General features: G+C 67.0%; 18 protein-coding genes. 16 read left to right on the top strand and 2 right to left on the bottom strand.

What is annotated here, in order from left to right:
* Window positions 1-11 precede the first annotated feature (11 nt).
* Window positions 12-4058 (top strand): response regulator, encoded by a 4047-nt coding sequence (locus tag F2P45_RS36690; protein ID WP_166869879.1) that lies wholly within the window; start codon window positions 12-14, stop codon window positions 4056-4058.
* Here F2P45_RS36690 and F2P45_RS00800 read toward each other — a convergent pair.
* Window positions 4021-4851, bottom strand: a complete 831-nt coding sequence (locus F2P45_RS00800; protein WP_166869878.1) for a universal stress protein — start codon at window positions 4849-4851, stop codon at window positions 4021-4023. The two genes, F2P45_RS36690 and F2P45_RS00800, sit on opposite strands and share 38 nt — an antisense overlap.
* 199 nt (window positions 4852-5050) lie before the next feature.
* Here F2P45_RS00800 and F2P45_RS00795 point away from each other — a divergent pair, with 199 nt between their 5' ends.
* The 15 genes from F2P45_RS00795 (at window position 5051) to F2P45_RS00725 (ending at window position 20981) form a co-directional block, all read left to right on the top strand.
* Window positions 5051-7729, top strand: coding sequence for a bifunctional acetate--CoA ligase family protein/GNAT family N-acetyltransferase (locus F2P45_RS00795; RefSeq protein ID WP_166869877.1), 2679 nt, complete (start codon window positions 5051-5053; stop codon window positions 7727-7729).
* Window positions 7730-7785: 56 nt separating this feature from the next.
* The gene (locus tag F2P45_RS00790) at window positions 7786-8130 is read left to right on the top strand and encodes a hypothetical protein (protein WP_166869876.1); all 345 of its coding nucleotides are present in this window, start codon (window positions 7786-7788) and stop codon (window positions 8128-8130) included.
* A 21-nt stretch (window positions 8131-8151) separates the two neighbouring features.
* Window positions 8152-8805 carry a hypothetical protein gene (locus F2P45_RS00785; RefSeq protein ID WP_166869875.1) on the top strand — a complete coding sequence of 218 codons (654 nt, stop codon included), beginning with the start codon at window positions 8152-8154 and terminating at the stop codon, window positions 8803-8805.
* Between the two features lie 203 nt (window positions 8806-9008).
* On the top strand, window positions 9009-10643 hold the full coding sequence (locus tag F2P45_RS00780) for a methyl-accepting chemotaxis protein (RefSeq protein ID WP_166869874.1): 1635 nt from the start codon (window positions 9009-9011) through the stop codon (window positions 10641-10643).
* Between the two features lie 35 nt (window positions 10644-10678).
* On the top strand, window positions 10679-12097 hold the full coding sequence (gene hemN, locus F2P45_RS00775; RefSeq protein WP_166869873.1) for an oxygen-independent coproporphyrinogen III oxidase: 1419 nt from the start codon (window positions 10679-10681) through the stop codon (window positions 12095-12097).
* 10 nt (window positions 12098-12107) lie between these two features.
* Window positions 12108-12872 (top strand): sulfite exporter TauE/SafE family protein, encoded by a 765-nt coding sequence (locus tag F2P45_RS00770; protein ID WP_166869872.1) that lies wholly within the window; start codon window positions 12108-12110, stop codon window positions 12870-12872.
* Window positions 12869-15286 (top strand): heavy metal translocating P-type ATPase, encoded by a 2418-nt coding sequence (locus F2P45_RS00765; protein WP_229504868.1) that lies wholly within the window; start codon window positions 12869-12871, stop codon window positions 15284-15286. The genes F2P45_RS00770 and F2P45_RS00765 overlap by 4 nt, the downstream gene beginning before the upstream one ends.
* On the top strand, window positions 15287-15481 hold the full coding sequence (gene ccoS, locus F2P45_RS00760) for a cbb3-type cytochrome oxidase assembly protein CcoS (RefSeq protein ID WP_166869871.1): 195 nt from the start codon (window positions 15287-15289) through the stop codon (window positions 15479-15481). It begins immediately after the preceding gene.
* Between the two features lie 88 nt (window positions 15482-15569).
* Window positions 15570-16997 (top strand): cytochrome-c oxidase, cbb3-type subunit I, encoded by a 1428-nt coding sequence (gene ccoN / locus F2P45_RS00755; protein ID WP_166869870.1) that lies wholly within the window; start codon window positions 15570-15572, stop codon window positions 16995-16997.
* Between the two features lie 14 nt (window positions 16998-17011).
* Window positions 17012-17626 carry a cytochrome-c oxidase, cbb3-type subunit II gene (ccoO, locus tag F2P45_RS00750; RefSeq protein WP_166869869.1) on the top strand — a complete coding sequence of 205 codons (615 nt, stop codon included), beginning with the start codon at window positions 17012-17014 and terminating at the stop codon, window positions 17624-17626.
* Window position 17627: 1 nt separating this feature from the next.
* Complete coding sequence (locus F2P45_RS00745) at window positions 17628-17804, top strand: cbb3-type cytochrome oxidase subunit 3 (protein ID WP_166869868.1); 177 nt, start codon at window positions 17628-17630, stop codon at window positions 17802-17804.
* Entirely contained in the window at window positions 17797-18735 is a 939-nt protein-coding gene (gene ccoP / locus F2P45_RS00740) for a cytochrome-c oxidase, cbb3-type subunit III (protein ID WP_166869867.1), read from the top strand. Before F2P45_RS00745 ends, ccoP begins: the two co-directional genes overlap by 8 nt.
* On the top strand, window positions 18732-20135 hold the full coding sequence (gene ccoG / locus F2P45_RS00735) for a cytochrome c oxidase accessory protein CcoG (protein ID WP_166869866.1): 1404 nt from the start codon (window positions 18732-18734) through the stop codon (window positions 20133-20135). Before ccoP ends, ccoG begins: the two co-directional genes overlap by 4 nt.
* A gap of 46 nt (window positions 20136-20181) precedes the next feature.
* Window positions 20182-20727, top strand: coding sequence for a FixH family protein (locus F2P45_RS00730; protein ID WP_166869865.1), 546 nt, complete (start codon window positions 20182-20184; stop codon window positions 20725-20727).
* Between the two features lie 32 nt (window positions 20728-20759).
* Complete coding sequence (locus F2P45_RS00725; protein ID WP_187367122.1) at window positions 20760-20981, top strand: hypothetical protein; 222 nt, start codon at window positions 20760-20762, stop codon at window positions 20979-20981.
* A 36-nt stretch (window positions 20982-21017) separates the two neighbouring features.
* On the opposite strand, the gene F2P45_RS00720 is transcribed toward F2P45_RS00725, so the two are convergent.
* Window positions 21018-22856, bottom strand: coding sequence for a DUF4214 domain-containing protein (locus F2P45_RS00720; protein ID WP_166869863.1), 1839 nt, complete (start codon window positions 22854-22856; stop codon window positions 21018-21020).
* Between the last annotated feature and the right edge of the window lie 191 nt (window positions 22857-23047).

The following is a 23047-nucleotide window of genomic DNA, read 5'->3' as shown; positions in this document are numbered from 1 at the left end:
CTGGCTATTCCATGAAAAAATCCGCCTTCTCGGCCGAACAAAGCGCCGGCCTGTTCATCGGCCTGCTCGGCCTGCTGGTCGCCGTGCGCTGGATTTTCAACAGCAAGACGATCGCCACCCTGATCCCCGGTTCGGCCCAGATGGGGATCAACAGCCCGCTGCTGTTCATCGCCGCCGGCGTGTGCTGCTGCCTGGTCTTGCCGCGCGCGCGCCGCCGGCCCTGGCATACGCCGCTGTGGCAGGTCTGCTCGCTGCTGCTGCTGGTGCTGCCGGCGCTGGTGCTGGTCCAGCACATCACCGGCCTGAACCTCGGCCTCGATTTCGTGCGCGTTCCCACCGCGCCCACCCCCAGCACCCCGCATCCGGGGCGCATGGCGCCGAATACCTGCATCGGCTTCCTGCTGGCCGGGATCGCCCTGCGCCTGATCCGCCTGCCGCGGCGCGGGCCGCGCCTGGCGGGCCTGCTGACCTTGTGCGTGGCCGGCGTGACCGGGATCGGCCTGGCGGCCCTGGTCGGCTACTTCCTCAAGCTCGAAGTGCTGTACCGGCTGGCCGCCTACAACGTCATGGTCACCCCGACCGCGATCGGCATGAGCGTGCTGGGCCTGGCCTTGTGGTCCCTGCGCAATAATGTCGCCCTGCGCGGGGTCGCCGCGGACAACGAAAAGCGCATCACCGCGCGCGCCATCGCGGTGGTGGCGCTGGTGGCGGTCTGCGCCGGCGCGGCCGGCTTTGCCGCCATGCGCGACAGCTACGAAGACTCGATCGCCGACAATATGCGCCTGTCCGCCGTGAGCAGCGCGGCCGCCGTCGGCAACACGCTGGAAACGAGTTTGTGGTTGCCGCGCACCATCGCCAAGGGGCCATCGATCAGGGGCCCGGTGGCGCTGCTGGCGGCCGGAAAGGGCGACGCCGCCACCCGCGCCGTCTTGCTGCAGGCGGCCGAAAATTTCATGACGGCCGGCATCGGCGCCCTGCGTTTCGAGAGCCCGGACGGCGCCGTGCTGGTGTCGAGCGGCACGTTTTCCGATGCGGCGGCAGGCACCGTGCAGCCGCTCGCCGCCAGCGGCCAGCGCGCGCGCCTGCTGTGGCGCGGGCGCTACCTGCTGGTCACCGACAACGAAATCCGCGACGGCGGGCGCCTGATCGGGCGCATGTTCGCGGAACAGCCACTGCCGATCATCGACCGCCTGCTGGCCGACATTCGCGCCAACAGTCCCTCGTCGGACGTGCTGCTGTGCAGCCTGGACGGCAAGGATGCCCTGTGCGCGCCGACCCGCTTCTATCCGCGCGCCTTCCGCATTCCCATGTTCAAAACGGACGGCCAGGTCAACCTGCCGATCAACCAGGCGCTGCTGGGACACAGCGGGGTGACCGTCACGCGCGACCTGCGCGGGGTGGCCGTGTTCGCCGCCTACGCGCCGATCCGCGCCTTCGGCCTCGGCGTGGTGGTCAAGAGCAATCTCGACACCGTGTACCAGCCGCTGCGCGACAAGGCCAACACCTTGCTGATCATGCTGGTGGCGCTGGTGGGACTGGGCGCCTCGCTGCTGCTGCTCCAGGTGCGCCCGCTGCTGGCCCAACTGGTGCGCGAACAGCGCCGCATCGGCGTGATCCTGGAAAACTCGAACGACGCCTTCATCGCGCTCGGCGTGGACGGCTGCATCACCGACTGGAACACCGAAGCCGAACGCACCTTCGGCTGGAGCGCGGCCGAAGCGCTGGGCCGGCGCCTGTCGGAGCTGATCATCCCGCACGCCCAGCGCGCCACCCACGAAGAAGGCTTCGCGCGCTTCACCGCCAGCGGCGCCGGCCCGGTGATCAACAACCGGCTGGAGGTGACCGCCCTGCACCGCGACGGACGCGAAATTCCGATCGAAATGTCGGTGGCCGCCTTCCAGACCAGCGACGGCTTCGTCGCCAACGCCTTCGTGCGCGACATCAGCGAGCGGCGCCGCCTGGCCGGCGAGATCGCCGCGCGCGCCGGCGAACTCGAACGCGAACGCGACCGCGCCCAGGCGGCCAACCGCGCCAAGGGCGAATTCGTGGCCAACATGAGCCATGAACTGCGCACCCCGATGAACGCGGTGCTCGGCATGACCTACCTGCTGGCGCACACCGACCTGAAGCCCGAGCAGCGCAAATACCTCGACATGATCCGCAGTTCGGGCCAGTCGCTGATGGGGATCATGAACGACATCCTCGATTTTTCCAAGATCGAAGGCGGGCGCATGGAACTGGCCGAGGCGCGCTTCGACCTCGGCCACGTGCTGGCCGCGGTGGCCGACATCATGAGCGTATCGGCCGGCGACAAGGACCTCGACCTGGCCATCGGGGTCGAGCCGGACGTGCCGCGCGCGCTGGTGGGCGACGCCCTGCGCCTGCAGCAGGTGCTGGTCAACCTGGCCGGCAATGCCATCAAGTTCACCGAGCAGGGCGAAGTGAGCGTGCTGGTCGACCTGGCCGCGCGCGAAGGCGAATGCCTGACCCTGCGCATCCGCGTGCGCGACACCGGCATCGGCATGGATGAAGCGCAGCAGGCGCGCCTGTTCTCGCCGTTTACCCAGGGCGACTCGTCGACCACGCGCCGCTTCGGCGGCACCGGGCTGGGACTGACCATCTCCAAGCACCTGGTCGAGATGATGAAAGGGACCATTGAACTCGACAGCGCGCCCGGACGCGGCAGCGAATTCGTGGTCTGCCTGCCGCTGCTGGTGGCCGGGGACGCCGACGGCGACACTGTTCCCGACGGCGCGCTCGGCACCCTGCGCCTGCTGGTGGTGGACGACAACGCCACCAGCCGCGAGTACCTGTCCAAGACCATCGCCGGCTGGCGCTGGGAAGCCGAGGTGGCCGCCTCGGGCGCCGAAGCGCTGGCGATGGTGGCGCGCGCCGCCAGCGCGCAGCGCCACTACGACGTGGTGCTGCTGGACTGGCAGATGCCCGGCATGGACGGCGCCGCCACCATGCGCGCGCTGCGCGAACGCATGCCGGCCGCGCGCCTGCCGATCGCCCTGATGGTCAACGCCTACGGGCGCGGCAAGCTGATGGAAAGCAGCGCCGCCAGCCAAGCCGACGCCATCCTCAGCAAACCGGTGACCGGTTCGAGCCTGTTCGACACCGTGCACGAAGTGCTGGTGCAGCGCGCCCAGGCGGTGCCGCATCCCGCCGGCGGCCTGCCGGCCCTGCACGGCGCCGGCACCGACAGCGTGCGCCTCGACGGCGTGCGCCTGCTTCTGGCCGAAGACAATGACCTGAACCAGGTGGTCGCGCGCGGCATCCTGGAAGGCGTCGGCGCGCGCCTCGACATCGTCGGCAACGGCCAGCTGGCGCTGGCGCGGCTGGCGGCCAACCCGGGCGCCTACGATCTGGTGCTGATGGACATCCAGATGCCGGTGATGGATGGCTACGCGGCGGCGCGCCGCATCCGCGCCGGCCTGCGCCTGACCCTGCCGGTGCTGGCGCTGACGGCCGGCGTGACCGAGTCAGAACGGCGCGCCTGCGCCGACGCCGGCATGAACGACGTCATCGCCAAGCCGATCGACGTCGACCAGATGCTGTCGACGATCGCGCGCCACTTGCCGGGCCTGGGGCGGGTACGGGCGCCGGCCGCGCCGCTGTCCGCGCCGGCGCCGGCGCACACGCCGGCGGCGCTGCCGGTATTGCGGCTCGGCCCCCTGATCGACATCGCCAGGGGCAATCCGGAGCACCTGGCGGCGGTGGCCAACCTGGTGCGGCGGGTGGTCGGCGAAGGCCACCAGCAGTTCGACCAGGCGCGCGTGCACTGGGAGGCGGGGCGCGACGGCGAGGCCGCCACGGTGCTGCACACGCTGCGCGGCGGGATCGGCAGCGTCGGCGCCAAGCGCTTCGCCGCCGCTTCGCTGGAGCTGGAGCAGTCGCTCAAAGGCGAGCCGGCCGGCGACACCGCGGCCCTGTTCCTGCAGGCCGCGCGCGAACTCGATGCAGCGGTGGAGGCGGGGCGCGCGTGGCTGGCCCAGCAGGAGGGCGCCAGGACCGGCGCTAGTGCGACATCAGCACCGGCGCCGTCATCGACTTGAGGATGGTGGCCGTCACTCCGCCCAGCAGCACTTCGCGCAGGCGCGCATGGCCGTAGCAGCCCATCACGATCAGGTTGGCGTCGACGTCGGCCGCCAGCGACAGCAGCGCTTCGCCGATGTCGATGCTGGTGCGCTGCGCCATGACCTCGGCGTTGACGCCGTGGCGCGCCAGGTACAGGGCGATGTCGGCGCCCGGCTGCTGGCCGTGCGCCTCGTCGGGGTTGAATACGGCCACCGTCACGCGGCGCGCGCGCTTGAGCAGCGGCAGGGCGTTGGCCAGCGCGCGCGTGGCGGCGCTGCTGGCGTCCCACGCCACCAGCACTTCGCTGCCGATCACGGGAAAATGGCCGGCGTAGGGCATCACCAGCACCGGACGGGCGCTGGCCAGCATGACGTATTCGGGCAGGCCGGGGGTCATGCGCGCGACCGGGTCGTCCGGGTCGGACTGGCTCAGCACCACCAGGTCGGCATAGCGCGCCTGCAGCGCCAGCGCGGCGCCGGGTTCGTCGTCCACCAGGCGCCGTTCGACCGAGCGCACGGCGGCGCCGGCGGCGATGCGCTCGAAAGCGTCGAGCGCGGCGTTGGCGCGCCGGTACAATTCTTCCATGTGGGTCGCCAGCACCGTTTGCAGCAGGTCGGCGGCGCCGTCCTGGTAGACGTAGCGCGACACCCCGCTCATGGCCGCGCCGATCAGGTGGGCGTTGCAGTCGGCCGCCACGCTGGCGGCCGCCAGCAGGCGCGCTTCGGCGTGGCGCGCATGATCGACGTGGACGAGGATGGTCTTGTACGGCATGGCGGCTCCTGTGGGTTGGGGACACCCAAGCGTAGGCCTTGTCACGATTCGCGTCCAGCAGTGTTCGGGGTGCGCAAAGCTTTGTTTTGTCTAATTTGATGCACATCAAGCGAGTGGGGGAGCAGGCCGTCTACGCTGGGCGCCCGGCATCAGGACCAAGCCCGCGATGTAACATCAGGCTCACTCACAAGGGATCATCATGAGCGTCAGGAATCTGCAGCACTTGTTCGCGCCGGCCTCGGTCGCCATCATCGGCGCCTCGGCGCGCCCGAACAGCGTGGGGGCAACCGTGCTGCGCAACGTCGTCGAAGGCGGCTTCACCGGCGCGCTCTACCCGGTCAACCCCAAATACGACACGCTGGCCGGGCTGCGCGCGTACGCGCGCGTATCAAGCCTGCCGGCGGCGCCCGACCTGGCCATCATCTGCACCCCGCCGGCCACGGTGCCGGGCATCGTGCGCCAGCTCGGCGAAGCGGGCACGCGCGCGGCCATCATCCTGACGGCGGGCCTGTCCGGCATGCATGACAGCGGCGGGCGCAGCTTGCGCCAGGCCGCGCTCGACGCCGCCAAACCCTACGTGTTGCGCCTGCTGGGACCGAACAGCGTCGGCCTGCTGGTGCCCGGCATCGGCCTCAATGCCAGCTTCGCGCACACCGGCGCGCTGCCGGGGAAAATCGCCTTTGTGTCGCAGTCCGGCGCGCTGGTGACCGGGGTGCTCGACTGGGCCAGGTCGCGCGGGATCGGCTTTTCCAAGTTCATTTCGCTGGGCGAGGGCGCCGACATCGACTTCGGCGACCTGCTCGACTACCTGGCCAGCGACCCCGCTACCGGCGCCATTTTGCTGTACATGGAAGACGTGCGCCATGCGCGCAAGTTCATGTCGGCCGCGCGCGCCGCCGCGCGCAGTAAACCCACCCTGGTGCTCAAGGCGGGCAGGGTGGCCGAAGGAGCGAAGGCGGCCGCCTCGCACACCGGCGCGCTGGCCGGATCGGACGACGTCTACGACGCCGCCATCCGCCGCGCCGGCATGCTGCGCGTGCTCGCGACCGAAGACCTGTTCGCCGCCGTGGCCACCCTGGCGCACGCGCGCCCGCTGTTCGGCGAGCGCCTGGTGATCGTCACCAACGGCGGCGGCCCGGGCGTGATGGCGACCGACGCCGTGGTGTGCGGCAAAGGCAGCATGGCGCAGCTGGCGCCCGACACCGTCAGCCGCCTGGACGCGCTGCTTCCCGCCGCCTGGTCGCGCGCCAATCCGGTCGACATCATCGGCGACGCCCCGGTGCAGCGCTATGTCGACGCGCTGGACATCCTGCTCAAGGACCCGCAGGCCGACGCCATCCTGTTCATCCACGCGCCCACGGCCATGGTGCCGAGCGCGGACATCGCGCGCGCGCTCGCGCCGCTCGCCAAAGCCTCCTCGCGCAATATCCTGGCCTGCTGGCTGGGGGGCGACGCGGTGGCCGAGGCGCGCGCGATCTTCACCGAGGCCGGCATTCCCAGCTTCGGCACGCCCGAAGAAGCGGTCAGCGCCTACCTGCAGATCGTGCAGTACCGGCGCAACCAGAACCTGCTGATGCAGGTGCCGCCGGCCGCCAGCGACGATGGCGCGACCGACCCGCAGGCGGCGCGCGCGCTGGTGCGCAAGGCGCTGGCCGAGGGCCGCCCCTTGCTCAGCGAGCCAGAAACCAAGGCGGTGCTGGCCGCCTACGGCGTGGCCGTGGTCGAGACGCGCAGCGCGCAATCGGTGGAGGACGCGGTGGCGGCGGCCGAGGCGATCGGCTTTCCGGTCGCGCTCAAGATCGTCTCGCCCGACATCACCCACAAGAGCGACTCGGGCGGGGTGGCGCTCGACCTCGATAACGCCGCGGAGGTGCGCGCGGTGGCCCTGCGCATGAACAAGCGTCTGGGCGAACAGCGGCCCGACGCGCGCCTCGAAGGCTTTTCGGTGCAGCGCATGGCGCGCCGTCCCGAGGCGCATGAACTGATCATCGGGGTGGCCACCGATCCGGTGTTCGGCCCGGTGATCCTGTTCGGCCAGGGCGGCATCGCGGTCGAAGTGACGGCCGACCACGCGGTGGCGCTGCCGCCGCTGAACGTGGTGCTGGCGGGCGATTTGATCTCGCGCACGCGCGTGTCCAAACTGCTGGCCGGTTACCGCAACCGGCCGCCCGCCAACATGGACGCCATCATCGCCACCCTGATGCGCATCTCGCACATGGTGGCCGACCTGCCCGAGCTGGTGGAGCTCGACATCAATCCGCTGCTGGTCGACAGCGAGGGCGCGCTGGCGCTCGATGCGCGCATGCGGGTGGCATTCGCCGACCATTCGGCCAGCACCCTGGACCGGCTGGCGATCCGCCCCTATCCGCGCGAGCTGGAAGAGCGCATCGACTGGAACGGCGAAGCGCTGCTGCTGCGCCCCATCCAGCCCGAGGACGGTCCGGCCCACGTGGCCATGTTCAACGCGCTCACCGACGACGATGTGCGCTACCGCATGTTCGTGCGCGTGCGCGAACTCAATGCTTCGCAGCTGGCGCGCTTCACCCAGATCGACTATGACCGCGAGATGGCCTTCATCGCCACCCGTCCGGGTCCCGATGGCGTGAACGAAACCCTGGGCGTGGCGCGGGTGGTGTGCGACCCCGATAACATCGCCGCCGAATTCGCGGTGACGGTGCGCTCCGACCTGAAAGGGCATGGGCTGGGGCAGGTGCTGATGGAAAAGCTGATCGCCTACTGCCGCAGCCGCGGCACGCGCGAGATCGTGGGCGAGGCGCTGCCGCAGAACACCCGCATCACCAGGCTGGCGCGCAAGCTCGGTTTCGAGATCGGCAAGGCGTCCGAAGACGGCTCGGTGCATATGCGCTTGCCTTTGTAGGCACGCTGGTGTGGCACAATGCCCGCCGTTGACATATATATACTGTGGACTATCCAATGAAACCAGCCATCCTGCTCGCACTGACACTGGGCGCCATGGGCGCCGCCCGCGCCGACATCCTGATCACGCCCTCGTTCATCATCAATATTGAAGAAGCGTGCGCGGTCGAACAGCGGGTATGCGGCAAGGTCTCCTACACCGGAACGAGCAAGAAGACCGGCCAGGCCATCGTTTTGCGCGGCAAGACCGTGGAAGGCAAGTGCGACGAGAACAACAGCTGCGATTTCGAGGGCTACATCTTCAAGAACGGCGCCACGGTCTATCGGGTGACGTCGGATGGCAAACTGACCGTCTCGCAGGGCGCCAAAACCCTGGTCCAGGAAAAAGGCGTGTGGCAGTAAGAGCGCCTTACCGGATCCTTTATGAAATCGATGGAATCGATTGAATCGACCAGTGCTGCGCTCAACGAACGCATGTACCGTTTCGACCAGCTTCCAGGCGCCAGCGCCAGTGTCATCGCTGAAGCAGCCTACAGCGATATCCACATCGACCGCAACTCTGTAAACTATCTGCTGTTTGGCGGGGTCGGCATGGCGGGCGCAATTGCCGTTGTGGTCGGCGCGGTGACGACGGCGCAGGTCTTGCCCGGGTGGCTGGCGCGTGTGGGCATTGCGGTCAGCCGCGATGCGATCCTGGTGCCGGTCCTGGCAGGCGTGATTGCCGCCGCCTGGATCCTCACATCAAAGCATGCCAAATGGCAGGCGCGCAGACGGCTGGCCGCCTTGAGCGTGCCTCAGCATCGCGCGCGCGACGCTGTCGCGGCGCTGCGGGCCGTATTGCCTGCGCACTTGTCCTTGCTCGACCAGAACCTGCAATCGGCATCGGAGCGCATGCTCAAGGTGTATGCGACCGGGAATATGGAGCTGGCGTACATGTTGTCGGCCCTGTTGAACGACGCGTTCGGCGCTGCGGCCTTCGTGTCGCTCGGGGCGTCGTCCCCGGCGATTGGACAAGGTTTGGCCGAGCTGAGGGCGGCGCTGGCCGCGCTTGGCCGGCCCGACTACCGCGCCGCCTGAAACGACTCGCGTCAATACATTCGCTGTCAAACTGTGATCGCGGCAGTCAAATGTGTGGCGAAAAGCCACATGGCTCGTCTTTTTGGGCACCGGGCACGGCCCCGGCCGCCCGGCCATTTTTGATGTATATCAAGGATTTCGGCCTCCATGCTCCCTAGACTGCTCCTATTGAATTAATGCCCTAGGGCAAAAGGAGTATCTCCGTGCGCAATAATCTGCCGGTAACAGGTATCGAATACGAGCTTCGCGAAGGCCAGTCGATTGTGTCCAAAACGGACACCAAGGGCAAGATCACCTATGTCAATGCCTCCTTCATCGAGGTCAGCGGCTTCACCGAGGACGAATTGATCGGCAAGCCGCACAACCTGGTGCGCCACCCCGACATGCCGGCCGAAGCATTCGCGGACCTGTGGCGCAGCATGAAGGAGGGCCGTCCCTGGACTGGGCTGGTCAAGAACCGGCGCAAGAACGGCGACTTTTACTGGGTGGTGGCAAACGTCACGCCGGTCAAGGAAAACGGCCAGGCGGTCGGCTACATGTCGGTGCGCACGCGTCCAACGCGCGAACAGGTCAAGGCCGCCGGCGATTTGTACCAGCGCTTCAAGCAGGGCAAGGCCGATGGACTGGTGATCGTGGACGGCGGCGCGGTGCGCACCGGCCTGGCCACGCGCCTGCGCGCCGCGCTGCATTTGCCGATCGGCGTACGGATCGGCATCCTGATGGCCAGCCTGGCCGCCTTGCTGGCCGTTCTCGGCGCGGCCTCGGGCAGCGCCATGCTGGGCGGCCTGGGCGGGTTCGGCGCGCTGCTGGCGCTGGGCGGCTGGGTCGCGCTGCAGCGCGCCATCGTGACGCCCATGCGCCAGGCCCTTGAGGCGGCGCAGGCGCTGGCCGGCGGCGACCTGTCGTTCCTGTGCACCGCCGACCGTACCGACGACATGGGCCAGCTGCTGCGCGGCCTGCGCCAGGTGACGGTGAATCTGCGCGCCATCATCGGCGACGTGCGCAGCAACGTGGCCTCGATCGAGACGGCCACCCGCGAAATCGCGATCGGCAATGCCGACCTGGCCGCGCGCACCGAGTCGCAGGCTTCCAGCCTGGAGGAAACCGCCGCCAGCATGGAGCAGTTCGCGGTGACCGTGGGCGACAACGCCGAGCGCGCCTTGCAGGCCGACCAGCTGGTGCTGTCGGCTTCCAGCATCGCCGGCAAGGGCGGCCAGGCGGTGGCCCAGGTGGGGGCGACCATGGGGCAGATCAGTGATTCGGCTGCCAAGATTGTCGATATCATCAGCCTGATCAACGGGATCGCCTTTCAGACAAATATCCTGGCGCTGAACGCCGCCGTCGAAGCGGCGCGCGCCGGCGAGCAGGGACGCGGCTTTGCCGTGGTGGCCGGCGAAGTGCGCGCGCTGGCCCAGCGCTCGGCGGCCGCCGCCAGCGACATCAAGCACCTGATCGAAGATTCGGTCACCAAGGTCAAGAACGGCGACCGCCTGGTCGAGGAGGCCGGCGGCACCATGGCCGGCGTGGTCGAATCGGTGCAGCGCGCCACCACCATCATGGGCGACATCAAGCGCGCCAGCATGGAGCAGAAGAGCGGCATCGCCCAGGTGAACGAAGCGGTGGCGCACCTGGACCAGATCACCCAGCAGAACGCCGCCCTGGTCGAGGAAGCGGCCACCGCCGCGGCCAGCGTGGCCGAGCAGGCGGTGCACCTGGCGCAGGCGATTTCGGTGTTCAAGTTCGGCGGCGAGAGCCGGGTGCGGCCGACGCGCCCGCATCGCCCGGCACAGGCCGACTCTGCCGTTTTTGATGCAGGTCAAGGATTTCGCGCGCTCTGATCCCTACACTCGGTCCCATAGCCCAGGAGCCCACCATGCTGCATAACGTTATCCCCATCGCCAACCAGCGCCACATCGACTTCGATGCGGCCCTGATCCGCAAGTTGAGCCAGAACGGCCCGCGTTACACCTCGTACCCGACCGCCGACCGCTTCAGCGAGGCCTTCGGTTACCGTGACTACCTGCAGGCGGTGGCGGGGCTGCGCACGCGCGGCACGGTCAAGCCCTTGTCGCTGTACCTGCACATTCCCTTCTGCGAATCGGTGTGCTACTACTGCGCCTGCAACAAGATCATCACCAAGAACCGCGACAAGGCGGTCACCTACCTGGGCTACCTGAAACGCGAGATCGAGATGCAGGGCAGGCTGTTCGCCGGCATGAACCAGATCGAGCAGCTGCACCTGGGCGGCGGCACGCCGACCTACTTTACCGACGCGCAGATGGAAGAACTGATGGACCACCTGCGCCGCTGGTTCCAGTTCGCGCCCGACGGTACCGGTGAATACTCGATCGAAATCGACCCGCGCACGGTCTCCCGCGAGCGCGTCCTGAGCCTGCGCCGCCAGGGTTTCAACCGCGTCAGCCTGGGCGTGCAGGATTACGATCCGGCGGTGCAGGCGGCGGTCAACCGCATCCAGCCCGAGGCCGAAACCCAGGCCATCATCGACGCCGCGCGCGAAGCGGGCTTCCGCTCGGTGAGCATCGACCTCATTTACGGCCTGCCCAAGCAGAGCGTGTTTACGATGGCGCAAACCATCGACAAGGTGATCCGCGCCGACCCGGACCGCATCGCCATCTATAACTACGCGCACATGCCGCATCTGTTCAAGCCGCAGCGCCGCATCAACGAAGCGGACATGCCGAGCGCCGACGAGCGGCTCGACATGCTCGGCCTGGCGATCCGCAAGCTGGAGCAGGCTGGCTATGTTTACATCGGCATGGACCATTTCGCCAAGCCCGAAGACGACCTGGCCGTGGCCCAGCGCCAGGGCCGGCTGCACCGCAACTTCCAGGGCTATTCCACGCACGCCGAGATGGACCTGGTCTCGTGCGGCGTCTCGGCCATCAGCGCGGTGGCGGCCACCTACAGCCAGAACGTCAAGACGCTCGACGCCTATTATGATCTGATCGACAAGAACGAACTGCCGGTCGCGCGCGGCATCCGCCTGTCGATGGACGACGCCCTGCGCCGCACCATCATCCAGATGCTGATGTGCCACTTCGAGCTGTCGATGCCATCCATCGAGCAGGCTTACCCGGTCGCGTTCCCGACGTACTTTGCGGCCGAACTGGAACGCCTCAAGGTGCTCGAAGCCGACGGCCTGGTGACCGTCGGCCCCGAGTGGCTGAGCGTGACGCCGAAAGGGCGCCTGTTGATCCGCAACGTGTGCATGGTGTTCGACCGCTATCTGAGCCAGCCCGCCCCGCTGCCGCGCTACTCGCGGACGATCTGACGGAGCAGGGGTGGACGCAGTCAATCTGATCCCGGTGTTCGTGGTGGGCCTGCTCGGCAGCGTCCACTGCGTCGGCATGTGCGGCGGGATCGTCAGCGCTTTTTCGGCAGCCCCCGCGGCGCCGGCGACGGCGCGGCCGTTTCCGGTCGCCGTCATGACCGAGCGCGCGGCCACCGACGGCCTGGCGCGCGTGCTGGCGTATAACACCGGCCGCATCGCCAGTTACATGGCGGCCGGCGCGCTGGCCGGTGGACTGGCGGGCGGCGCGCGCACCCTGGCCGGCTTGACCACCTTGCAGGCTGGCGGCTACTGGCTGGCCAACCTGATGCTGGTGATCCTCGGCCTGTACCTGATGGACGCCTGGCGCGGCCTGGCCAGACTCGAATCGCTGGGACAGGTTTTGTGGCAGCGCGCGCGGCCCCTGATGCGTTTCATCGTGCCGCTCGACAGCCCGTTCAAGATGCTGGCGCTGGGCGCGCTGTGGGGCTGGCTGCCGTGCGGGATGGTCTACAGCGTGCTGATGACCGCCATGCTCACCGGTTCGGGCGCCGGCGGCGCGCTGGTGATGCTCGCTTTCGGCCTGGGCACGCTGCCGATGCTGCTGGCACTGGGCATGGCGGGCGACCGCCTGCGCGCGGCCCTGCAGCGGCGCGCCGTGCGCATCGGCGCCGGCGTGGTCGTTCTGGCCTTCGGCCTGCTGGGCCTCGTGCGCGCGGCCGGCGGCGGCCAGGCCGGCTGGCTCGATGCGCTGTGCATCACGGCGGGTGCCCATTGAGCGACCAACCGTTCGCCGCCGCCTGCTACCACTGCGGCCTGCCGGTGGCGCTTGGTTCCACCTGGTCGGTGCGCATCGACGGCGCAGCGCGCCCGATGTGCTGCCCAGGCTGCGAAGCGGTCGCGCAGGGCATCGTCGCGGCCGGCCTGGCCGACTACTACCGCACCCGCAGCGTGTTCGCCGAGCGGGCCGACGGCATCGACCTGGTGCCGCCCGAGCTGGCGCTGTACGACACGGCCGCCGCCACCGAAGGCGAAGCGCGCGAAGGCGTCTTCTCGGACGGCGTGTACTCGCTCGACGGCATCCGCTGCGCCGCCTGCGTGTGGCTGATCGAACGGCGCCTGGCGCGCCTGCCCGGCGTGCGCGAGGCGCAGGTCAACGTGGCCACCGAGCGCCTGCACATGACGTGGGATGCCGCAACCTGCAAACCGAGCGACATCGTCCAGGCCCTGCGCGGCATCGGCTACACCGCCTACCCTTACGAAGCGGCGCAGCACGGCGCCCAGATGGAAAAGAACCGCAAGAAGCAGTTCCGCCAGTTGTTCGTGGCCGGGCTGTCGATGATGCAGGTGATGATGTACGCGCTGCCGGCCTACATCGCCGACGACGGCACCATGGACGCGCCGATGGCGGCCCTGATGCAATGGGCCTCGCTGCTGCTGACGATTCCGGCGGTGCTGTACTCGGCCCAGCCGTTTTTCAAGGGGGCCTGGGCCAGCCTGCGCGCGCGCATGCCGGGCATGGACCTGCCGGTGGCGATCGGCATCGGCGCCGCCTTCGGCGCCAGCGTGGTGGCGACCCTGCGCGGCAGCGGCGACGTGTATTACGACTCGGTGACGATGTTCATCTTCCTGCTGCTGGCCAGCCGCTACCTCGAACTGATGGCGCGCCGCAAAGCCGCGCGCGCGCTGGAAGACTTGCAGCGCGCCTTGCCGGCGGCGGCCCAGCGCCTGGCCGATTGGCCCGCTTCGCGCCAGGCCACAATGGTGGCCGCCGCCAGCCTGGCCGAGGGCGACGTGATCCTGGTCGAACCGGGCAGCGCGGTCGCTGCCGACGGCATCATCCTCGAAGGGCAGTCCGATGTCGACCTGGCACTGTTGACGGGCGAAAGCCGCGCCCAGGCGCGCGTGCCGGGCGACGAGCTGCCGGGCGGCGCCATCAACACCACCCAGGCCATCGTGCTGCGCGTGACCCGCGTGGCCAGCGACAGCACCCTGGCGCGCCTGGTCAAGCTGGTGGAAAAAGCCGGCCAGGGCAAGCCGCAGATCGCCCAGTGGGCCGACCGGGTGGCCGCCTGGTTCGTGGTGGGCTTGCTGCTGCTGACGGTGGCGGTGTTCATCGGCTGGCAGATGGTCGACCCGGCGCGCGCCTGGCAGGTGGCGATCGCGGTGCTGGTGGTCTCGTGCCCGTGCGCGCTGTCGCTGGCCACGCCGACCGCGCTGGCCGCCGCCACCGATGCACTGGTGCGGCGCGGCGTGCTGGTGGTCCAGCCGCACGTGCTGGAAACCCTGCAGCGCGCGACCCATATCGTGTTCGACAAGACCGGCACCCTGACCGAAGGCCGGCCGGTGCTGCGCCACGTGGAGCCGCTGGCCAGCCTGGAGCGGGCGCGCTGCCTGCAACTGGCGGCGGCGCTGGAGGCGGGCAGCGCCCATCCGCTGGCGCTGGCGATCCGCAATGCGGCGCCAGGCGGCGAATTGCACGCGACGGAACTGCACAGCGAAGCGGGGCAGGGCGTGGAAGGCGTGATCGACGGCGTGCGCTATCGCCTCGGGCGCGCCGGCTATGCGGGCGCGGCGCCGGCCCCAAGGTGGCCCGACGTCAGCAATGTCTACCTGGGCGCCAACGGCATCGTGCTGGCACGCTTCGAGCTGGCCGACGCGCTGCGCGCCGACGCGCCCGAGGTGGTGCGGCGCTTCAGGGCGCGTGGCCAGACTGTCATTCTTTTGAGCGGCGACGACCAGAGTGTGGTCAGCCGCACCGGCGCGGCGCTCGGCATCGAGACTGCCATCGGCCAGCAGCTGCCGGAGCAAAAGCTCGCCTACGTGCAGCAGCTGCAGGCGCAGGGCGCGGTGGTGGCGATGGTCGGCGACGGCATCAACGACGCCGCCGTGCTGCGCGCGGCCGATGTCTCGTTTGCCATGGGCGGCGGGGCCGCGCTGGCGCAGCTCTCCGCCGACTGCGTGCTGCTCTCAAGCCGCTTATCGGCGCTCGACGACGCGGCCCTGGGGGCGGCGCGCGCGCTGCGCATCATCCGCCAGAACCTGGCCTGGGCCAGCATCTACAACTGCGTGGCGATCCCCGCAGCCGCCTTTGGGCTGATCAATCCGTGGCTGTCGGCGGCCGGCATGTCGCTCAGTTCCGCGGTCGTTGTTGTTAACGCATTGCGCCTGCGGCGCATGAAGGCCGCCTGAATGGAATCCTTGTACCTGCTGGTCCCCCTGAGCGTGTTCATCGTCGTGCTGGCGGCGTGGGTGTTCTTCGGCGCGGCCGACAGCGGCCAGTTCGACGACCTCGATGGCCCGGGCATGCGCATCCTCCTCGACGACGAAGAGTCGCCCGCTCCATCAGACACGCCACCGACCTCATTGCGCAACGACAACGAGTGATTCCGGCGTTTTTGATTCACATCAAGGATTTTTGAACTCCAGAAATTTACTCTTCTGCTGTCATCGTTGCATTCTCAGGAGAGCCTTTGTGGACAGAGCTTTAAATTACAACAACAAGATCGTCAGGTACTTCACGATCGCCACCGTCTTTTGGGGCGTTATCGGCATGCTGGTCGGCGTTTTCATCGCCGCGCAGCTGGCCTGGCCGGCCCTCAATTTCGACATCGCGTGGTTAAGCTACGGGCGCCTGCGTCCGCTGCATACCAACGCTGTCATTTTCGCATTCGGCATCAACGGCCTGTTTGCAACCTCCTACTGGGTGGTGCAGCGCACCTGCCAGGTGCGCCTGTTCTCGGACACGCTGGCCATGATGACCTTTTGGGGCTGGCAGGCGATCCTGGTGCTGGCCACCATCACCCTGCCGATGGGTTTCACGCGCGGTAAAGAGTACGCCGAGCTGGAATGGCCCATCGCGCTCCTGATCACGGTGGTCTGGGTGATCTACGCGATCGTCTTCTTCGGCACCATCGTCAAGCGCAAGGTCAAGCACATCTACGTCGCCAACTGGTTCTTCGGCGGGTACATCCTGGCCGTGGCGATCCTCCACATCGTCAACGGCGCGGTCATGCCGGCTTCGTTCTGGAAATCCTACTCGGCCTACGCCGGCGTGCAGGACGCGATGATCCAATGGTGGTACGGCCACAATGCGGTCGGCTTCATCCTCACCGCCGGGTATCTGGGCATGGTGTACTACTTCATTCCAAAGCAGGCCGAGCGCCCGGTGTATTCGTATCGCCTCTCGATCGTCCACTTCTGGGCCCTGATCTTCACCTACATGTGGGCGGGACCGCACCACCTGCACTACACCGCGCTGCCCGACTGGACCCAGTCGATCGGCATGGTCTTCTCGCTGATCCTGCTGGCGCCATCGTGGGGCGGGATGATCAACGGGATCATGACCCTGTCGGGCGCCTGGCACAAGCTGCGTTCGGACCCGATCCTGAAATTCCTGATCGTGTCGCTGTCGTTCTACGGTATCGCCACCTTTGAAGGCCCGATGATGTCGATCAAGACCATCAACGCGCTGTCGCACTACACCGACTGGACCGTCGCCCACGTGCACGCCGGCGCCCTCGGCTGGGTCGGATTCATCACCATGGGCTCGATCTACTACCTGATCCCGCGCCTGGCGGGCAAGAAGGAAATGTGGAGCGTGCGCCTGATCGACACCCACTTCTGGGTCGCGACCATCGGCATCGTGCTGTACATCGCCTCGATGTGGATCGCCGGCGTGATGCAGGGCCTGATGTGGCGCGCGGTAAACAGCGATGGCACCCTGACGTACACCTTCGTCGAAGGCGTCAAGGCGACCTACCCGTACTACGTGATCCGCGTCGGCGGCGGCCTGCTGTACCTGACCGGCATGCTGCTGATGGCCTTTAACACCTTCCAGACCATGCGCGGCACCGCCAGCGAAGATGCGCGCATTCCGACCCTTTTACCGGCACACGCCTGATTTCGGAGCTTGTAATGAAATTTTCACATGAGTCAATCGAGAAGAACCCGTGGCTGTTGATCGGACTGGTTTTGCTGGTCGTGTCCTTCGGCGGCCTGGTGGAAATCGTTCCGCTGTTCTTCCAGAAGTCGACCACCGAGCCGGTGGCCGGCCTGAAACCCTACTCGGCCCTGCGCCTGGTCGGACGCGACATCTACGTGCGTGAAGGCTGCTACAACTGCCATTCGCAGATGATCCGTCCGTTCCGTGCCGAGACCGAGCGCTATGGCCACTATTCGGTGGCCGGCGAATTCGTCTACGACCGTCCGTTCCAGTGGGGTTCCAAGCGCACCGGCCCGGATCTGGCGCGGGTCGGTGGCCGCTACAGCGACGAATGGCACCGCACCCACCTGGACAACCCGCGCGACGTGGTGCCGGAGTCGAACATGCCCGGCTACCCGTGGCTGGCCAAGACCAAGCTCAATCCGGCCGAGGTGGTCCCGAAAATGCGCGCCCTGCAGCGCCTGTCGACGCCGTACACGGAAGAAGACATCGCCCAGGCCCCGGCCACCCTGGCCGACAAGACTGAACAGGATGCCCTGATCGCCTATTTGCAGGGCCTCGGCATCCAGATCAAAACCAGGAACTGACATGGCAATCGAACATATTTTTGACAGCGCGAGCAGCGTAATGACCGTCATCAGCTTCACCACCTTCCTCGGCATTTTGCTGTGGACCTTTGTCCTCAAGGGCAACAAGGACTTCGAGACGCAAGCGGCGCTGCCGTTCGCCGACGACGACAAGCAAGGGGAGAGCGGTCATGGCTGATTTCACCAGCGGTTTCTGGGACCTCTACATCGTCGTCATCACGATCCTGGCGATCGTCGGCTGCGGCGTGCTGCTGTGGTCGCAGTCGACCCACACGGTCGAACCGGGCAGCGACGGCACCACCGGCCACGTATGGGACGAAAACCTGACCGAACTCAATACGCCGCTGCCGCGCTGGTGGATGTGGCTGTTCTACATCACCATCGTGTTCGCCCTGGTGTACCTGGTGCTGTACCCGGGGCTGGGCAGCTACGCCGGCAAATTGGGCTGGAAGTCGACCGGCGAATACCAGCAGGAGCTGGCCAAGGCCGATGCCGACTACGGCCCGCTGTTCGCCAAGTATGCCAGCCAGGACCTCAAGGCCGTGGCGGCCGATCCGCAGGCGCACGCCATCGGCGAGCGCATGTTCCTGACCTACTGCGCGCAGTGCCACGGGTCTGACGCACGCGGCAACAAGGGCTATCCCGACCTGACCGACAAGGACTGGCTGCACGGCGGCGAGCCGTCGGTGATCAAGGAAACCATCATGAAGGGCCGTAACGGCATGATGCCGCCGATGGGCGCGGCGGTCGGTTCCGAGGCCGATATCGAGAACGTGGCGCATTACGTCAAGAGCCTGTCCGGCCTGACGGCCGATCCGATCAAGGTCTCCTTCGGCAAGTCCAAGTTCGCCGCCTGCATCGCCTGCCACAGCGCCGGCGGGGTCGGCAACCAGGCCCTGGGCGCCCCCAACCTGACCGACAAGGTGTGGCTGTACGGCGGCAGCGCCGAGACCATCATGGAAACCATCCGCAAGGGCCGCACCAACACCATGCCGGCCTTCCACGAGTTCCTGGGCGAGTCCAAGGTGCACGTGCTGGCGGCGTATGTGTGGAGCCTGTCGAACGACCCGGCGCAACAACCCAAAGTGGCGGAGGTAGCAGCAAAATGAACGAGGCCCCCACCAAGCCGGCGGTGATCCGGATGTATGCGGCGCGCGAGGAAATCTATCCGCGCGAAGCAAAAGGACGATACGCAAGCTTGCGCTGGGCCTGCGTGTGGATCACGCAGCTGGTCTTCTACGGCCTGCCGTGGATGAACTGGAACGGCCGCCAGGCCGTCCTGTTCGACCTCGGTGCGCGCAAGTTCTACATCTTCGGCATGGTATTGTGGCCGCAGGACTTCATCTACCTGGCGGCGCTCCTGATCATCGCCGCCTACCTGCTGTTCCTCGTGACGGCGATCGCGGGACGGGTGTGGTGCGGCTTCGCCTGTCCGCAGACGGTCTACACCGAGATTTTCATGTGGATCGAGCGCAAGATCGAAGGCGCGCGCAGCGCCCGCATCCGCCTCGACCGCCAGCCCTGGACCGCCGACAAGCTGGCCAGGAAGACCGCCAAGCACCTGGCGTGGGGCGCGGTGGCGCTGTTTACGGGCTTTAGCTTCGTGGCCTATTTTGCGCCGGTGCGCTCGCTGCTGTCGAACATCGGCGCCTTTGCGCTGGGACCGTGGGAATGGTTCTGGATCGGTTTCTACGCGTTCGCCACCTACGGCAACGCCGGCTGGCTGCGCGAGCAGGTCTGCAAATATATGTGCCCGTACGCGCGCTTCCAGAGCGCCATGTTCGACAAGGACACCCTGATCGTCACCTACGACCAGGAACGGGGCGAACCGCGCGGCGCGCTCAGTCCCAAGCACGCCACCCAGGCTGTCAAGGAGAAGGGCGATTGTATCGACTGCAATATGTGCGTGCAGGTGTGCCCGACCGGGATCGACATCCGCAAGGGCTTGCAGTACGAATGCATCGGCTGCGCCGCCTGCGTGGACGCCTGCAACGGCGTGATGGACAAGATCGACCTGCCGCGCGGGCTGATTCGCTACTCGACCGACAACGCGATGGACAACAAGTGGTCGGCCAAGCGCATTGGCCAGCGTATCCTGCGCACGCGGGTGCTGATTTATACCGGGCTGCTGGTGCTGATCGTGGCCGGTTTCGGCACGGCGCTGGCGCTGCGCACCCCGCTCAAGGTCGACGTGATCCGCGACCGCGGTTCGATGGGACGCGAAGTGGGCGATGGCCAGATCGAGAACGTGTATCGCCTGCAGATCATGAATACGGCGGAAGCCGGGCATACCTTCCGCATCAAGGTCTCGGGCATCGATTCGGTGCGCCTGGCCACGCCTGACCAGACAGTGCTCGATGGCGCCAGCACGCGCGCGGTGCCGGTGCGGGTGCAGGTCGACAGGGGCGCGGCGGCCAAAGGCTCGAACCAGATCGAGTTCGAGATCACCGCGGTGGACGACCCGTCGCTGACGGTGCGCGAAAAAGCCGTGTTTATTGTGCCTAAATAAGCGTGCCAAAATAATCGTGCCAGAATAGGCAAACAAGGAGACTCGCATGCAAACCGCCTCACCCCTGACTCCCCCCGCCGGGCCGTGGTACAAGCACCGCTGGCCATGGCTGCTGATGCTCGGTCCCGCCATCGTGGTGGTGGCCGGTGTCAACCTCGGTTTCGTGGCCTATCGCGGCCAGGATGCCATGGTCGTCGATGACTACTACAAGAAGGGCAAGGCGATCAACCAGGACTTGCGGCGCGACCGCGTGGCCAGCGCCATGCGCCTCGGTTTCGATGCGCGCTACGATCCGGCCACCGAAAAGCTGGCCGGGATGTTGAGCAGCGGCGGGCAGCCCTTGAACGCGCCATTCAGCATCCACCTGGCGCACGCCACCCAGCCTGAAAAGGACCGCAAGCTGGACGTGATCCCGGATGCGCAGGGGCGTTTTTCGGTGGCCTTGCCCATGCTCGAACGGGCCCGCTGGCAGGTGGTGGTCGAAGGCGGCAAGCGTGACTGGCGCCTGGCGGCGGCCTGGCACTGGCCGCGCGAGCAGGCGCTGGAGATCAAGGCCGACGCCGTGGAACCAGCCAGGCAAGCAGCTCACTAATCAAAGGGGGGAAGTCTCGTATGCGTCTTGCGATGAAAGTACTGTGGCCCGCCTTCCTGGCGGCGATGCTGGCCGAAGGCTGTTTCTTTGCGCTGTTCGACCCGCGCGAAACGCTGCACGTGGGCGAGAGCGCGCTCTCGCCGATGGCGGTGTACACGCTCGGGTTTTTCTTCTTCTGGGTCTTTTGCGCGCTGGCCAGCATGCTGACCTACTACCTGGTGGTGATACCGGACGACCCGCATCCGCCGTTCTGAGTACGTGCCGGCGCCCGCGCGCGCCGGCCGCGCAACTTACGCGAAATCCGGCATGACGCCGTCCGCCACGCCAACGAGTGTCGGCGGCACATCGGGCAGCTCACCCGCTGCGCTCCTGGCCGGTACCGGCGCCAGGGCGGCAACCGCCGCAAGCACCTTCGCCTGGTAGGGGAACAGTTCGGTGCCGTTGGTGACGCCATCGAGCAGGTTCCTGACGATGGCCACCGCGCCATTGCCCGCATACGCGCCACCCTTGCCGGCGGCATCGACGGCGAGCGTAAAATTGGAAGCGACATCGACCAGGTTGCCGATCAGCGCCGCATCCTGCTTTCCGAGCGGGCTCTGGTTCGACAGTGCGCCGTCCATGATCGCCAGCGAGGCGTTGGCGCGGGTCAGGGTGCCGCGATCGAGCGCCTGGGTCCAGAAATCGAGTCCGGCCTGGTCCGGCGCGCGGCTGAACAGGTTCTGGTAGATCGCTTTCACGAACGCCGTGTTGGCACCGCCGTAGAGCGCAAGCGATTCGGCACTCGATCCGAACGAGTCGATCAGGGTGCGCAAGCCGGCATTGCCGGGGTAGGCGGCGTTCAGCCCGGCCACCGTCTCCGGCGCGTCCAGCTCGGCCAGGCGCTGCTGGAAGTTTGCCATGCCGCCCACATCGGCGGCGCGCCCGAAATAGCTGTAGTACAGCGATTGGGTCAGATTCATGTACTTGAACGTGACCGCCCTGTCGGCAAACTCGGCACGCTCAACGCTGAACAGCGTATCGGTGCCTTCGCCGCTGGCGAGATTGGTGACGTTATAGATACCGCGCGTCGAGACGATCCCGGTCGTACCGAAGGTGCCGAGGTACAAGGCGGTGTCGAAGCCGTCTTCGCCCGCCAGAATATCAATCCCGCCGCCGCCATACAGGATGTCGTCGCCGCCTCCCGCGACCAGGGAATCGTCGCCATTGAAGCCTGTCAGGACATCGTTGCCCAGGCCGGCCTTGAGATAGTTGTCGTTGTTGTCGCCGCGAATCGAGTCGCTGGCCGCCGTATCCATGGAAAACGGCGTGTAGCCAGGCAGGTCGGCGATGCTGACGGTCTTGTCGGCGAAGCGGATGAACTCGATGCCGGTGAAGCGGAGGTAAGGATGCGACGATAGCGCATAGTGGTCCGGATACGGGCTGTTGGCGGCGTCGATGCCGATCGCTTTCGGCGCAATGCTCACGCCAGCGCTTGCCCCCGGCACTGCCAGCGTGTCGATTCCGATGCCGCCATCGACAATGGCGCGGTCTCTGCTCACATTGCCAGCCGAGATGAGGTCGTTACCGGCGCCACCGGAGAGCTTGTTGTCCAGCCCCGGCAAGCTCGACGTGATGCTGTCGTTGCCGGCGCCGCCCAGGTAACCGTCGCCACCGCCCGACGATACATTTTTGACGTACACGTCGTCGCCTGGCGTGCCATGCGCATGCTCGTCGACACGGATCTTGATTACCGGATTGGGGTAAGCCGGCGTGGCAGCGCCGCCCGCCTTGAGGTAAATGCGCCCGGTTTCTTCCGCCAGGAACGTCATGCGCACCGTGTTGATGCCGATGTGAGCGGTGCCCTCGCGCTCGACGATCGGGAAACCGTCCGCGTCGTACAGCCGCACCCATGATCCCGGCCCCGCGACGCCTTCAAACTCGTACAAGTGCCCGGCCACCACGTCCAGCGCATAGGTGCCAACGGCGCCAACGACGTTGGTATCCCAACCGGGCGTGCCCATTGCCGGTGCATCCCCGGCGTCGTACCTGGCGAGTCCCTCGAGCAGCCTGGGCGTCGCCTTGGCAATGTCGTCAGCCGATAGGCGATAGGTGTACAGCGTCTGGTGCGGATAGGGAACGTAAATGGACATGAATGGACAGTAAAAACGTGGTTTCAGGAATGCAATAATGAATTTGTGCAATTTTAGCCGGATTGTCCATGATTCCGGATTGAAAGCCAGGGTAAATACGCCGCGTCGCCTGTGCGGGCGAGGTTGACGGACAGGCCGGGAAGCGAAGATACCGATGGGCAGCGGTGCCGCTGCGCTCGAAACCTCGGCCA

The organism is Massilia mucilaginosa (assembly GCF_011682145.1).
Taxonomy (GTDB): Bacteria; Pseudomonadota; Gammaproteobacteria; order Burkholderiales; family Burkholderiaceae_D; genus Telluria_A; species Telluria_A mucilaginosa.
Note: the sequence above shows the minus strand (reverse complement) of the source record. Positions and strands in the feature narration are given on the sequence as shown.

Coding starts and splice junctions, on each gene's coding strand:
- F2P45_RS36690 (WP_166869879.1), top strand. CDS start 12: ATGAAAAAATCCGCCTTCTCGGCCGAACAAAGCGCCGGCCTGTTCATC.
- F2P45_RS00800 (WP_166869878.1), bottom strand. CDS start 4,851: ATGCCGTACAAGACCATCCTCGTCCACGTCGATCATGCGCGCCACGCC.
- F2P45_RS00795 (WP_166869877.1), top strand. CDS start 5,051: ATGAGCGTCAGGAATCTGCAGCACTTGTTCGCGCCGGCCTCGGTCGCC.
- F2P45_RS00790 (WP_166869876.1), top strand. CDS start 7,786: ATGAAACCAGCCATCCTGCTCGCACTGACACTGGGCGCCATGGGCGCC.
- F2P45_RS00785 (WP_166869875.1), top strand. CDS start 8,152: ATGAAATCGATGGAATCGATTGAATCGACCAGTGCTGCGCTCAACGAA.
- hemN (WP_166869873.1), top strand. CDS start 10,679: ATGCTGCATAACGTTATCCCCATCGCCAACCAGCGCCACATCGACTTC.
- ccoS (WP_166869871.1), top strand. CDS start 15,287: ATGGAATCCTTGTACCTGCTGGTCCCCCTGAGCGTGTTCATCGTCGTG.
- ccoO (WP_166869869.1), top strand. CDS start 17,012: ATGAAATTTTCACATGAGTCAATCGAGAAGAACCCGTGGCTGTTGATC.
- F2P45_RS00745 (WP_166869868.1), top strand. CDS start 17,628: ATGGCAATCGAACATATTTTTGACAGCGCGAGCAGCGTAATGACCGTC.
- ccoP (WP_166869867.1), top strand. CDS start 17,797: ATGGCTGATTTCACCAGCGGTTTCTGGGACCTCTACATCGTCGTCATC.
- ccoG (WP_166869866.1), top strand. CDS start 18,732: ATGAACGAGGCCCCCACCAAGCCGGCGGTGATCCGGATGTATGCGGCG.
- F2P45_RS00730 (WP_166869865.1), top strand. CDS start 20,182: ATGCAAACCGCCTCACCCCTGACTCCCCCCGCCGGGCCGTGGTACAAG.
- F2P45_RS00725 (WP_187367122.1), top strand. CDS start 20,760: ATGAAAGTACTGTGGCCCGCCTTCCTGGCGGCGATGCTGGCCGAAGGC.
- F2P45_RS00720 (WP_166869863.1), bottom strand. CDS start 22,856: ATGTCCATTTACGTTCCCTATCCGCACCAGACGCTGTACACCTATCGC.